13 protein-coding genes are annotated in these 13,185 nt (G+C 63.7%); 9 read left to right on the top strand and 4 right to left on the bottom strand.

Going from position 1 to position 13,185, the window contains the following annotated elements:
* Positions 1 to 13 precede the first annotated feature (13 nt).
* Positions 14 to 796, top strand: coding sequence for a C40 family peptidase (locus VEZ38_RS07255; RefSeq protein ID WP_324892680.1), 783 nt, complete (start codon positions 14 to 16; stop codon positions 794 to 796).
* Here the strand turns inward: VEZ38_RS07255 and VEZ38_RS07250 are convergent.
* Positions 793 to 2,151: an MATE family efflux transporter gene (locus VEZ38_RS07250; protein WP_324892679.1), complete on the bottom strand. Its 1,359-nt coding sequence runs from the start codon at positions 2,149 to 2,151 to the stop codon at positions 793 to 795. The genes VEZ38_RS07255 and VEZ38_RS07250 overlap by 4 nt on opposite strands.
* Positions 2,152 to 2,254: 103 nt before the next feature.
* On the bottom strand, positions 2,255 to 3,934 hold the full coding sequence (locus tag VEZ38_RS07245; RefSeq protein ID WP_324892678.1) for a ribulokinase: 1,680 nt from the start codon (positions 3,932 to 3,934) through the stop codon (positions 2,255 to 2,257).
* 306 nt (positions 3,935 to 4,240) lie between these two features.
* Between VEZ38_RS07245 and VEZ38_RS07240 the strand changes: the two genes are divergently transcribed.
* The 3 genes from VEZ38_RS07240 (at position 4,241) to VEZ38_RS07230 (ending at position 6,960) form a co-directional block, all read left to right on the top strand.
* Positions 4,241 to 4,936 carry a DUF421 domain-containing protein gene (locus VEZ38_RS07240; RefSeq protein WP_324892677.1) on the top strand — a complete coding sequence of 232 codons (696 nt, stop codon included), beginning with the start codon at positions 4,241 to 4,243 and terminating at the stop codon, positions 4,934 to 4,936.
* A gap of 31 nt (positions 4,937 to 4,967) precedes the next feature.
* Entirely contained in the window at positions 4,968 to 5,894 is a 927-nt protein-coding gene (locus VEZ38_RS07235; protein WP_324892676.1) for an RNA methyltransferase, read from the top strand.
* Between the two features lie 133 nt (positions 5,895 to 6,027).
* Positions 6,028 to 6,960 (top strand): manganese-dependent inorganic pyrophosphatase, encoded by a 933-nt coding sequence (locus VEZ38_RS07230; RefSeq protein WP_324892675.1) that lies wholly within the window; start codon positions 6,028 to 6,030, stop codon positions 6,958 to 6,960.
* A 72-nt stretch (positions 6,961 to 7,032) separates the two neighbouring features.
* Here VEZ38_RS07230 and VEZ38_RS07225 read toward each other — a convergent pair whose 3' ends face one another.
* Positions 7,033 to 7,857 carry a divergent polysaccharide deacetylase family protein gene (locus VEZ38_RS07225; RefSeq protein ID WP_324892674.1) on the bottom strand — a complete coding sequence of 275 codons (825 nt, stop codon included), beginning with the start codon at positions 7,855 to 7,857 and terminating at the stop codon, positions 7,033 to 7,035.
* A gap of 339 nt (positions 7,858 to 8,196) precedes the next feature.
* On the opposite strand from VEZ38_RS07225, the gene VEZ38_RS07220 reads away from it, so the two are divergent.
* Positions 8,197 to 9,042: an amidohydrolase family protein gene (locus VEZ38_RS07220; protein ID WP_324892673.1), complete on the top strand. Its 846-nt coding sequence runs from the start codon at positions 8,197 to 8,199 to the stop codon at positions 9,040 to 9,042.
* Positions 9,039 to 9,965 carry an acetylxylan esterase gene (locus VEZ38_RS07215; RefSeq protein WP_324892672.1) on the top strand — a complete coding sequence of 309 codons (927 nt, stop codon included), beginning with the start codon at positions 9,039 to 9,041 and terminating at the stop codon, positions 9,963 to 9,965. The genes VEZ38_RS07220 and VEZ38_RS07215 overlap by 4 nt, the downstream gene beginning before the upstream one ends.
* Here the strand turns inward: VEZ38_RS07215 and VEZ38_RS07210 are convergent.
* Complete coding sequence (locus VEZ38_RS07210) at positions 9,954 to 10,967, bottom strand: LacI family DNA-binding transcriptional regulator (protein WP_324892671.1); 1,014 nt, start codon at positions 10,965 to 10,967, stop codon at positions 9,954 to 9,956. The genes VEZ38_RS07215 and VEZ38_RS07210 overlap by 12 nt on opposite strands.
* Before the next feature lie 127 nt (positions 10,968 to 11,094).
* Here VEZ38_RS07210 and VEZ38_RS07205 point away from each other — a divergent pair, with 127 nt between their 5' ends.
* From VEZ38_RS07205 to VEZ38_RS07195, 3 genes are all read left to right on the top strand, one after another.
* Complete coding sequence (locus VEZ38_RS07205; protein ID WP_324892670.1) at positions 11,095 to 11,421, top strand: UxaA family hydrolase; 327 nt, start codon at positions 11,095 to 11,097, stop codon at positions 11,419 to 11,421.
* On the top strand, positions 11,418 to 12,620 hold the full coding sequence (locus VEZ38_RS07200) for a UxaA family hydrolase (RefSeq protein ID WP_324892669.1): 1,203 nt from the start codon (positions 11,418 to 11,420) through the stop codon (positions 12,618 to 12,620). Before VEZ38_RS07205 ends, VEZ38_RS07200 begins: the two co-directional genes overlap by 4 nt.
* 17 nt (positions 12,621 to 12,637) lie before the next feature.
* The coding region (locus VEZ38_RS07195) for an SDR family NAD(P)-dependent oxidoreductase (RefSeq protein WP_324892668.1) at positions 12,638 to 13,185 on the top strand (548 nt) is incomplete at its 3' end.

Below are 13,185 nucleotides of genomic sequence, written 5' to 3'. Positions count from 1 at the left end.
TGCTTTTTCCTATATGCGGAAAACGATAGCCATGCCTGTCTTGTTCGCGATCGCGTTCGCCGCGGGCGCGGGCTGTGCCGGAGAGGTGCGGGACGATGCGGCGATAGAGGGCAGTCAGTATTTGAAGGATGAGCGGGCGCTGCTGCAAAGCCGCGCGAACCGCTGGATCGGCGAAGGGGCCGAAGGCGGAGCGCTGCGCATGAGCGGCGCGGACGGGGCGGCCGAAGCGCGAGCGGCGGAGGGGGATCGGTGGCAGCGAATCGGGGATGCCGGCATCGACGATCCGTATGCGGCCGACGCCCGCAGTCCGGTCCTCGGCGGACGTCGGCCGATGGCTGCGGCTTCCGCGGCGGGGGGCGACGCGATCGAGCGCGTGCTGCGGACGGCGACGGCATACGAAGGCGCGCCGTACGAATACGGCTCGGACCGGGAAGAGCCCACGACGTTCGACAGCTCGGACTTCGTGCATTGGGTGTATCTCGAGGCGCTCGGCATCGATTTGCCGCGCGACTCGCGGGCCCAGGCGGAGTACGTCCTCGCGCACTCGCCGCGCACGTTCGACCGGTTGGGCGACGCAAAGCCGGGGGATTTGCTATTTTTCGCGGCGACCGGGGCGGAGGCCGCCGCGGCCGCGAGCGAAGGGATGATCAATCATGTCGGGTTATACCTCGGCGACGGGCGCATGATCCATACCGCCTCGCCTTTGTCCGGCGGCGTCCGGATCGACGCGATTCGCGGCAGCGCGTTCGAGGAGCGATTCGCGATGGGCGGATCGGTCATCGGGGCACCGCGCTAGCGGCCTAGCGCGCTGGCCGCGCGGCGCTGTACGAGCCGGAGGCGAACGGCGAAGCCCGCCGCGGCGACCGTCAGCCCCGCCGTAATGCCGATCCAATACCCGAACGGGCCGAGCGTCGTCCAGGACAACGCATAACCGGTCGGAATGCCGATGCCCCAATACGCGACGAGCGCCGTCACGAACGGCACGGTCACGTCCTTGTAACCGCGAAGCGCGCCCTGCAGCGACGCCTGAGCGGCGTCCGAGAGCTGAAAGAAGATGACGAAGACGAGAAATTGCGCCGTGAGGCTCGCGACGTCCGGCGACGAGGTAAACCAGGAGGCTACGAAGCCGCGGTTGAAATAGAGCGCGACGGCTGCGGCCGCGATAATGCCGATCGCGGCGGTTACGCCGATGCGGCTGTACTGCTTCGCGTCCGCCGTCCGCCCGGCGCCGACCTCGAACCCGACGAGAATCGTCAGCGCCATCGAGATGCTGAGCGGCAACATGAACATCATGCCCGCGAACGTGATCGCCGCTTGGTGGGAAGCGATCGTCGCGGTGTCGAAGGTCGAGCCCATCAGCAGCGTCACGACCGCGAAGATGCTCGCTTCGAAGAAGATAGAGAGACCGATAGGCACGCCGACGGACAGCAGCTCCTTGAAGGCGCGTAACGACGGCGCCGGCCAGCGGCGGAACAGGCCTTGCCCGCGAACGGCGTCGAGGCGGAAGCAAAACCAGAGGCTGATCGCCAGCACGATCCAATACGTGACCGCCGTCGCGTAGCCGGCACCGACGCCGCCCATGCGGGGAAAGCCGAGCTTGCCGAAGATGAGCACGTAATTTATCGCGATGTTGCAAGGCACGGCGAACAAGACGATTGCCATCGTCACCCTCGTGTAACCTTGAGCGTCGAAGTAATTGCGGATGACGCCGGAGACGAAGAGCGGCAAAATGCCCCATGACAGCCCGACCAAATACCGCTTCGCGATGTCGTGCACCGCCCCGTCGAGGCGCATGGCGTCCAGGATCGGTTCGACGGCGACCGCGCCGAGCCCGATGACGAGCGCTCCGATCGCGGCGGAGAGATAGACCGCCTGCATGACGGAAGACGCGATGCGCTCCGGCCTTCCCGCGCCGACGAGCTGGGAGACGATCGGGGTGACGGCCAGCAGCACCCCCGTCAGCGCGACGAACGCCGGCATCCAAAGATTGGCCCCGATGGCGACGCCCGCGAGGTCGTCGGTGCCGGCTCGTCCGGACATGATCGTGTCGAATAAGTTCATGGCATGATAACCGACTTGCGTAACGAGGATCGGCCACATGATCGTAAGGAACAGTCGAATTTTCGCCTTGCGGGTTACTGCGTGATACATCTTGGCATTCCTCCGTAAGATCAGGACGAGCATAACGAAAGCCTGGGTCTGTCGCCGTCCCAGGCTTTCGTCGCTTGAAGCTATATCATACAACAGGTTTATTTCAATTTCCATGCCAGTCGCGGATCGCCTTCAGCCGTTTCATGACGTCGTTGGCGCCGCGGCCGAAATAATCGTGCAGCGCGTTGTATTCTTGGTACAGCTTCTCGTACACCGCTACGTTATCCGGGATCGGCTTGAACGTCTCCTCGCGCACGCGGGCCATCCGCTTCGCGGCGTCCACGATGTTGTCGTAGCCGCCTTGCGCCGCGCCGGCCGCGACGGCGCCGAACATCGCCGCGCCGAGCGCCGGCGTCTGTTTCGAATCCGCGACTTTGATTTCGCGGTTCGTGACGTCCGCATAAATTTGCATCAAGAGGCGGTTCTTCTGCGGCAGGCCGCCGCAGGCGTACAGCTCCTCGACCGGTATGCCGTTCGAGTGGAACGCGTCGACGATCTTTCGCGTGCCGAATGCGGTCGCCTCGAGCAGAGCGCGGTACATCGCTTCCGGCTTCGTCGACAGCGTAAGGCCGAGGAACAAGCCGCTAAGCTCCGTATCGACGAGCACGGAGCGGTTGCCGTTCCACCAGTCGAGGGCGACGAGGCCGATCTCGCCGGGCTTATAAGCGGCTGCCCGCTGCTCGAGCCAGGCGTGCACGTTCACGCCTTCCGCCTTCGCGGCTTCCTGAACGTAAGCAGGCACGCATTCGTCGACGAACCAGGCGAAGATGTCGCCGACGGCGGACTGGCCGGCTTCGTAACCGAGGTAACCCGGGATGATGCCGTCTTCGACGACGCCGCACATGCCTTCGACCTCGCGTTCCTCTTCGCCGAGCAGCAGATGGCAGATCGACGTGCCCATCGCCATGACGAGCTTGCCCGGGGAGACGACGCCGACGCCCGGCACGGCCGCGTGCGCGTCCACGTTGCCGACGGCGACCGCGATGCCCGGCGGAAGGCCCATCGCGGCGGCCATCGCTTCCGTCAGCTCGCCGGCCTTCGTGCCGAGCGGCACGACGTCGCCGCGCAGCTTCGTCTCGGCGATGCGCTCGAGCCGCGGATCGAGCGCTTTAAAAAATTCCTTGCTCGGATACCCTTCCTTCTTATGCCAGATCGCTTTGTATCCGGCGGTGCAGCTGTTGCGCGCGAAGCTGCCGGTCATCTGGTTCACGACCCAGTCCGCCGCCTCCATGAACCGGTCGGCCGTCTCGTATACGTCCGGCGCCTCGTCAAGAATTTGCCAAGCTTTGGCGATCATCCATTCGGACGAAATTTTGCCGCCGTAGCGCGGCAGGAACGCTTCGCCGCGCGCCTTCGCGATCGCATTGATTTTGTTCGCCTCGTCCTGCGCGGCATGGTGCTTCCACAGCTTCACCCAGCTGTGCGGGTTGTTTTTCCACTCCGGCTTAAAGCAGAGCGGTACGCCAGACGCGTCGACGGGCAGCATCGTGCAGGCCGTAAAGTCGATGCCGAGCCCGATGACGTCGGCCGGGTCGACGCCGGAAGCCTTAATGACCTCGGGGACGGAGCGCTTCAATACGTCCAAATAGTCGTTCGGGTGCTGCAGCGCCCATTCGTAGCCGAGGCGCACGCCGGATTCCGGCAGCGTCTCGTCGATGACGCCGTGCGGGTACGGCGTGACATGGTCCGCGACCTCCGTGCCGTCGCCGAGATCCACGAGCACCGCGCGCCCGGATTCCGTGCCGTAGTCGACGCCGATCGCATACGTCTTGCGAGCTGTCATGTTCATGTTCCTCCTTCGGATGGGGGTTTGGCCATAATAGCGTCCGCGCGACCATGAGGCCGGCATCTCTATCGGAATCGCTTACATTTTCCCGTGTGAACGTTACGAGCCCCCGCACCTCGGAAGCTCAAAATCGGCCTCCAATAACAAATCTAGGACGCTCGCTGCTCCTCAGTATAGCATCGGTCACACTTGTATGTACAACTTCGTTTTCGACAATAGCGACCGAGGCTTGAATTCGGCTCGTCCAGGGCACAATGGGGAAGTAGAAAGTGGTAAAGCGTGGAATGAGCGGGGGGTTGTCGTATGATTTGGTGGGAAATCGCGGGACGGGCGGCGGTCGTATTTATCGCGCTGCTCGTCTGGGCCCGGATCTTGGGCAAGAAAATTATTTCGCAGATGACGTTTTTCGATTTCGTCGCCGGCGTAGCCATCGGCTCGATCGGCGCGAATATGATGTTTAACCGTTCGGTGCCGTTCGGCGCGATGCTGGTCGGCGCGTCCGTATTTTGCGCGTTGGCGCTGGCGTCGGATTTCGTGTCGCTGAAGAGCTTCTTGGGGCGCAAGTTGCTCGATTCCGAGCCGACGATGGTGATCCGCAACGGGCGGATCTTGGAAGAAGGGATGGAGAAATCGCGCCTCACGGTCGACGGCTTGCTGCAGCTGCTCCGGAAGAACAGCGTGTTTTATTTGGACGAGGTGGAGCTCGCGTACTTCGAGGTCGACGGCACGCTGTCCGTGCTGCGTAAGGCGTCGACGCTGCCCGCGACGCGGGAGGACGTCGGCGTCGCGAAGCCGAGCCGGGGGCGTCCGCAAGCGATTATCGTCGACGGAAAGCTGTTGCCGAACAGCCTGGAGGAGGCGAAGAAGGACGAGGCTTGGATGCAAGCGCAGCTCCGTAATGCGAACGTCGGGCGGGTGGAGGACGTCGCGTTCATGCAAGTGGACGAACAGGGAGTCGTATACATAGATACGAAGCAGGACCCGGATGTGCTACAGTGAGGGGGGCGGATCGAGGGGAGAGGAAGAAAGCTTGAAGCGCATCTACACGTATGCATGTCATGAGGACGAGGAAGCGCTATGCGCGCTGGAGCGCCGGTCGCTGTTCGCCGACGCCGTCCCGGCGGGGACGGGAGCATTCGTCGCAAGCCGGGAACTGGAGCCGGGACGCAGCCCGTTTCTGAAAAGCCGCCTCGACGTTCGGCTGCTCGCGGCCTCGCCGACCGAGCTGGCGGAGCTCGCACGGGGGGCAGGCGTCGCCGCTCCGTCGTTCAAGGTCGTCTTCGCCAAGACGGACGAGACGATTCCCTATGCGGATCGGCGCGAAGCCGAGCGCATCGTCGGCGGCGCGGTGCGGGGGACGGCGGACATGCGGACGCCCGCGGAGCGGTTCGGCGTCGCGCGGCTGCCGGACGGACGTTGGGCGTTCGGGCCGCTGACGGAAAACGACGGCGCCTGGCGGCGGCATGCAGAAAAGCCCAGGCAATATTCCACCGCGCTCGGGGCGAGGCTCGCGCGGGCCGTCGTGAATGTCGCGGCGCCGAAGCTGCAGGGGACAAAGGCGATCGATCCGTGCTGCGGCATCGGCACCGTCTTGCTCGAAGCGCTGTCCATGGGCCTGGATATCGTCGGTTCCGACGTGAATCCGCTGGCGGTCCTAGGCGCCCGGGAAAATTTAACGTTCTATGGCTATCCGAACGTCGTTCGCATCGCCGACGCCCGCGATTTGACGGGAGCGTACGACGCGGCGATCGTAGACCTGCCGTATAATCTATGCTCCGCGCTGCAGGCGCACGAGCGAGACGAGCTGTTGGCCGCGGTTCGCCGCATCGCCGCCCGCGCGGTCGTCGTGGCGACCGAGGACGTAAGCGAATCGTTGCGGCGCGCCGGGTTCGACGCGTACGACGGGTGCGAGGTTCGCAAAGGCGCGTTCCGCCGTCTCGTCGCCGCGGTACGGTGAAATTTTGAATATTTTATGTAATTCCTATTAAGCAGGTAGGAATAATAATGAATTCGTTGTATACTGTTGCTTGAGCGTTACAAAGCCGCTATAATTTTTCCCAATGACATCCCTCGGGGCAAAGGAGTACATAATGGACAAAAAGCTGATTTTCGGACACAAAAACCCAGACACGGACACGATCTGCTCGGCGATCGCCTATGCCGATCTAAAGACCCAATTAGGCGACAACGTCGAAGCCGTCCGCCTCGGCGCCGTCGGCGGCGAAACCCAATTCGCGCTCGACAAGTTCGGTTTCGAAGCGCCGCGTCTCGTCGAGACGGTCGCGAACGAAGTCAAGGGCGTCATCCTCGTTGACCACAACGAGCGTCAGCAGAGCGTATCGGACATCGATCAGGTGCAGGTGCTCGAGGTCATCGACCATCACCGCATCGCGAACTTCGAGACGAGCGGCCCGTTGTACTACCGCGCGGAGCCGGTCGGCTGCACGGCTACGATTCTTCTGAAGTTATATAAGGAAAACGGCAAATCCGTGCCGCAAAACGTCGCCGGCCTCATGCTTTCCGCCATCATCTCCGACTCGCTGCTGTTCAAGTCGCCGACGTGCACGGAACAAGACGTCGCCGCGGCGAAGGAGCTTGCCGCCATCGCCGGCGTAGATGCCGAGAAATACGGCCTCGACATGCTGAAGGCGGGCGCCGACTTAAGCGACAAGACGGTCGCGCAGCTCATCTCGCTCGACGCGAAGGAATTCACGATGGGCGGCTCGAAGGTCGAGATCGCGCAGGTGAACGCGGTCGACGTGAACGACGTGCTGTCCCGCCAAGCGGAAGTCGAAGCGGCCCTCGCCCAAATCATTGCGGACAAAGGCCTCGACTTGTTCCTGTTCGTCGTGACGGACATTCTCAACAACGATTCCGTCGGCATCGCGCTCGGCAAGAAAGCGGACGCCGTCGAGAAAGCGTATGGCGTGACGCTGTCGAACAACACGGCGGTGCTCAAGGGCGTCGTCTCCCGCAAGTCGCAAATCGTCCCGGTGCTGACCGAGACATTCAACAAACAATAAGCTTATGTAAGCCGAAAACGGGCCGAGCGTCGCAATTTGCGACGCTCGGCCCTCGTTCGTTCCAGACGCTCGTTACCAGCGCCATAACGGTTCCGGCAGCGGCAGCAGCTCGGAGACGCGAACGAATCGCGCGTCCCGCTGCAGCCGCGGAATCGCGGCGCGCAGCGCCGCCGACGTAATGCGGCCCGGCGGCCCGACGTGGCCGATAACGATCGAGTCGGACTGCCGTTCGAGCTTCCGCTCCAGCATCCTCAACTGCTTGTATACGTGAGCGGACGTATACGTGTCATCCAGGAACAAGTCGTTGCTAATAAGCGGCACCCCGAACCGCTCAGCCTCCTCCGGCGCCTTGCTTCGCGGACTTGTCCGGCTGTCGAGGTAATACAGTCCTCGCTCCCGGCACACCTCCATGACGATGCGCATCACCCGCGCATCGGCCGTCGCTTTCGAGCCCATATGGTTGTTAACGCCGCGCGCATGCGGCACGTCGTCGATCGCGGCGGCGACGCGGTTGCGGATTTCCATGTCGGACAAATCCGTCGTAATCGCGCCGGGACCGAGCCAGCTCCGCTTGCCGCGCACCGGCTCCATCGGCAGATGCACGATTACCTCGTGCCCGGCCCGGTGCGCCGCCTCCGCGTCCCGCTTCGTCGTCGGCAGGAACGGCATGACCGCGACCGTAATCGGCACGGGCAGCTCCAGCATTTCTTTCGTGCCGTCCATCGCGTTGCCGAAATCGTCGATGACGATCGCCACGCGCCGCGGGGCGTCGTCCGTCGCTTCGCTCGGCGCGAACGCGGCGGCCCGCGCCGGCGCCGCGGCCGCCGCGAAGCCGACGCAGAGCGCCCCCGCGAGAGCGAGCTTCGAAATCCTTTGCATATTAAGTAAGAACGCCATCCTTCCCAAGCCCCTTCTGAAATCGAGTACCCCGTATCTTGTCCGTTGCCGGCCAGAAATATACGCTGGCCTTCGTCCGGCGGGGGAAGGATAACTATGGAATCCTTAAAGCGCAATTTTCTCTTCCGGGCAAGCCGCTGCCGCTCGCGGTCGGCGCCTCGCAGACTGCCCGCCCCTCGTTTGGTTCCTGCCGTTCCGGCCGCGGATAACGTCCGAGGTGCTTGTCTGCCGAATTCGTCGAGGGCAGCGAGGCGATGGAAGAGACAGGACAGCGCTTCCATGCTAAAATAGGTGGTATTGTTACCGATAACTCACCCCAACGAGGAGGGACTTCCGATCGTGAAATTGGACGCGCATCAACATTTCTGGACGTACGATCCGGTCGAATACAGCTGGACCGGCGGGCCCGACAGCCCGATCAGCCGCAGTTTCGGTCCGGAGGAGCTCGCGTCGCTGCTGAAGAGCCGGGGCATCGACGGCGCCGTAGCGGTGCAGGCGAGGCAGTCGCTCGAAGAGAACGACTACCTGTTAAAGCTGGCGGACGAGCACGATTTCGTCAAAGCGGTCGTCGGCTGGGTCGATCTCCGGTCGCCGGACGTCGAAGCGCAGCTCGAGCGGTACGCGCGGCATCCGAAGTTTAAGGGCGTGCGGCATATCGTGCAGGGCGAGTCGGACGACGCCTTCCTGTTAAGGGACGATTTCTGCCGAGGTGTCTCGCGGCTGGCCGATTACGGGCTCACGTACGACATTCTCATTTATCACCGGCAGCTGCCGGCCGCGATCGAGTTCGCTCGCCGCTTCCCGAACCAGCCGTTCGTCGTCGATCATATCGCGAAGCCGGACATCAAAAACGGGCTCGCCGAGCCGTGGACGAAGCTCATTCGGGAGTTGGCTGCGTGCGGCAACGTCCATTGCAAAATTTCCGGCATGGTCACGGAGGCGGACCACGGCGCTTGGACGCCCGAAGACATTCGCCCGTACCTGGAGACGGCGCTTGAGGCGTTCGGGCCGTCGAGGGTCATGTTCGGCTCGGATTGGCCGGTGTGCCTGCTCGCCGCGGACTACGGGACGACGTTCGACCTCGTCGACGAGGCGACAAAGTATTGGAGCGAGGAAGACCGAGCGAAGCTGTTCGGCGGCAATTGCGCGGCGTTCTACGGTATTGAAGAGGGGAAAGGCGCATGAGGGGGGACGACAGAAAGCTGCACCCGCATTACCCTGGGGCCGAAGAGGTCGACGCGTGGGTCGAGTCGATCTTCCGGCTGAACGACGAGACGCCGTGCAAGGCGGAGGTCGTTCAAGCGACGGGGTTTCGCGAGACGTTCGGCACGCCGCAGTTCGGAAAACACTTCCGTTACGTGCGGTTCGAGCCGCAGGGGATGGAACCGTTCTACGCCTACTGGCAGCCGGCGCACGCAGGCCCGGCGCCGCTGCTCGTCCACGTGCCGGGCTACGGCGCCGAGATGAGCGCGCATCCGGAGCTCGTGGCGGCCGGGTACAACGTGCTGCATATCAATCCGCTCGGCTACGTCACGCCGGACGGGCCGCAGTCGCGGTTGCGCACGGAGAACGATTGGCCGGTGCTGCCGGACACGATCGCAAGCGCCGGGCAAGCCGGCTACCGCATCTGGCTCGCGAACTGCGTCGCGGCGATCGAGTGGGCGATGAAGCAGCCGAGCGTGCAGCCGAACCGCGTTTCGTTTTTCGGTACGAGCCAAGGCGGGGGCGGGGCGCTCCTGCTCGGCTCGATGTACCGGGATCGCGGCGCGCGCGCCGTGGCGGCGGACGAACCGTTCCTGACGCATTTCCCGTTGGCCGACGCTCGAGGGGCGTACCGCAGGGCTCCGATCGGGCTCGAACGGACGTCGCCCGAAGCCGGATGGCGCGGGCTCGGCTTCGTCGACACGATGAACCACGCGCGGCGCCTGACGCTGCCGGTGCTGCTGACGGCGGGCGAGGCGGACGACATCTGCCCCCCGGAGACGATTCAGGCGCTCTTCGAACGGCTGCCGGGCACCCGCTCGCTCACAATGCTGTCCGGCGAAGGGCACGGGTACACGAGCGTGTTCGTGCCGCTCGCGAGCGCATGGTTCCGGCTATACGCTTAATAACGAGCGGGCCGACTGCCGAACGACGAGCTCCGACGGCAATACGATTTTCCGAGGCGCGGCGCCGGCCGCGCCTCCGATGCGTTCGATGAGCAGCTGCATGCCGAGCGACCCGAACTCGTAGGCGGGCTGCTGCGCGACGGTCAGGAACGGATCGAGGACGATCGCCTCGCCGAAGTCGTCGAAGCAGACGACCGACAAGTCCTCCGGCACGCGTACGCCCCGATTACGCAGAGCGCGTATGACGGCCAGCGCCAGAAAGTTGTTCGCCGCGAACACGGCCGTCGGCGGCCGTTCCGCCGACAACAGCGCGTCGACGAGCCCGCCGGCCTCGAACGACGTATAACCGACCTCGAAGACGAGCGCCGGATCGAACGGTACGTCGCCGAGCTTGAGCGCGTCCGCGTACCCGGCGTACCGAAGCCGCGCCGTCGACACGTCCTGCCGCCCGCCGACCATCGCGATGCGCGTATGGCCGAGCGAAAGCAGATGCTCGACGAGCCGTCTTGCGCCCTCCCGGCTGTCGCCGAGCACCTGATCGGCCGCGACGTCCGGCACCTCCCGGTCGAGCAGCACGAACGGCACGCCGTGCCGCTGCAACAGACGCAGATGCTCCGCGGAGCCGTCCCCCGCAGGCGCGAACAGAACGCCGTCCACGCGCGTCGACAGCACCATATCCACGTAATCGCGTTCCTTCCCGTAATCCTCGTCGCTGTTGCCGAAGAGCAGTTTGTAGCCGTTCCGCTTGGCCATATCCTCCGCGCCTCGCGCGAGCGTCGTATAGAACGGATTCGTTATGTCCGTAATAAGCAGCGACAGCATCTTCGTCTCTTGCTTGACGAGGCTGCGCGCCATCGAATTGGGCACGTAATTGAGCTCGGCCATGACGGCTTTCACGCGCTCGCGCGTCGCGGCGCTGATGCGGCCGGTGTTATTGATAACTCTCGAGACGGTCATGGCGGAGACGTTCGCCTGCTTCGCAATATCGTAGATCGTAACCACGCGCATCCTCCCGTCCTTGGAATCATAGTCTTTATTGTATAGGAAGATTTGAATTGACAGCAAGGAGAATCCTTGGTAGGTTAGGGTTATCGGTAACATTTTCTGAGGAAAAGGTGGCGGATTCAGGATGGCTGGTGACATCCAGGCCGGGGCGGACGCGATCAAGATGCACGCGAACGACCATGTGGCGACGATGCTGCGGGACGCGAAGGCGGGAGAGACGCTGAGCTTCGCGTTCGCCGGAGAGCGCTTACAGGTAACGCTTAAGGAGGATGTGGCGTTCGGGCATAAGGTGGCGCTCGTCGACATCCCGGAGGGGACGCACGTCAAGAAATACGGCGAGACGATCGGGCGCGCGACCGCATCGATTCCCGTCGGCAGCCACGTGCACGTTCATAATATCGAAGGCATACGCGGCCGCGGCGATCAAGCGGGCAAGGGGGAGAGCGCATGAGCACAAGCACAAAGACGAACGCAGGGGCGAATTTCGCGACCGCGACGATCATGGGCTATGAGAGACCGAACGGAGATATCGGCATCCGCAATCATCTGCTCATCATTCCGACGGTCATCTGCTCGAACCAGGTGTGCAGCCGTATCGCGCAGCTCGTGCCGGACGCGGTGGCCATTCCGCATCAGCACGGCTGTAGCCAGATCGGCGCGGATAAATCGCGTACGTTCGACGTGCTCGCCGGCACGGGCAAAAACCCGAACGTCGGCGCGGTGCTGATCATCAGCCTCGGCTGCGAGGTCGTCGATCCGGTCGCGCTCACCGAGGAGATCAAGAAGACGGGCAAGCCGGTCGAGTTTTTCGATATTCAGTCCGTCGGCGGCTCGGTGAAGGCGATCCAGCACGGCGCGGAGCTGGCGAAGAAGCTCAAGGCGCAGCTCGACGCGCAGCCGAAGGTGCCGGTGCCGCTGTCGAAGCTGAAAGTGGGCGTCAAGTGCGGCGGCTCGGACGCGACGAGCGGCCTTGCGTCGAACCCGGCGCTCGGCGCGGCGGCGGATGCGCTCATTGCCCAAGGCGGCGGTATCGTCATCGGCGAGACGACGGAAATTATCGGCGCGGAGCATGTGCTCGCCGAGCGGTGCGCGACGCCGGAGACGAAGGCGAAGCTGTATGAAATCGTGGACCGGTTCGAAAAGGAAGTCGAGCGCATGGGCGCCGACATGCGCGGCGGCAACCCGAGCCCGGGCAACATCGCGGGCGGGCTGTCGACGATCGAAGAGAAGTCGCTCGGCTGCATCAGCAAATGCGGCACGGCGCCGATTCGCGGCGTCATCGAGTATGCCGAGGATATTCCAGAGGGCGGCCTGTATTTCATGGATTCACCGGGCAACGACATCGAATGCGTCTCCGGCATGGCGGCGGGCGGCGCGCACATCGTCTGCTTTACGACGGGGCGCGGAACGCCGACCGGCGCGGCGGTCGTGCCGGTCATTAAGATCACCGGCAACCGCCGCATGTACGAGAAGATGAGCGACAACATGGACGTCGACGTCTCCGGCATGCTGACCGGAGAGATCAGCCTCGAGGAAGCGGGCGAAGCGATCTGGAGAGAAATCGTCGAGGTCGCGGACGGGAAGCTGACGAAGGCGGAGATTCTCGGTCATCAGGAGTTCAGCATCAACCGGATCGGCCCGAGTCTATAGAGGGGGAGCGGGATATCATGACGAAGAGATTGCAAGGCCGCGTCGCGCTCGTGACGGGCGGCAGCCGCGGCATCGGGGAAGCGATCGTGTATCGGCTGGCGGAAGAAGGCGCGCACGTCGCCGTGAATTACGCCTCCGACCGGTCGAAGCCGCTGGCAGAGAACGTGGCGGCGAAGGCGAGGGCGCTCGGCGTCAAGGCGACCGTCGTGCAGGCGGACGTCGGCAGCAAGGCGCAGGTCGTCGCGATGTTCGAGCAGGTGGAGCGGGAGCTCGGGGACGTTGAAATCCTGGTCAACAATGCGGGCATCGCGCCGTTCGAATCGTTCCTTAAAATCCAGGAGGAAACCTGGGACCGGACGTACAATACGAACGTAAAGTCGATTTTCCTATGCTCCCAGCTGGCTGCGGGCAAGATGATCGAGAAGGGCTACGGCAAGATCGTGAACGTATTGTCGACGGCGAGCCTCGTCGTGACGAGCCCGGTCATTCCGCATTACCAGTCGTCGAAGGCGGCGGCGCATATGCTGACGAAGGGCATGGCGATCGAGCTCGGCAAATACGGCAT

This window comes from Paenibacillus sp., assembly GCF_035645235.1.
Lineage (GTDB): Bacteria > Bacillota > Bacilli > Paenibacillales > YIM-B00363 > Paenibacillus_AE.
The sequence above is the reverse complement of the archived record's forward strand: the minus strand, read 5'-3'. Positions and strand labels throughout refer to the sequence as shown.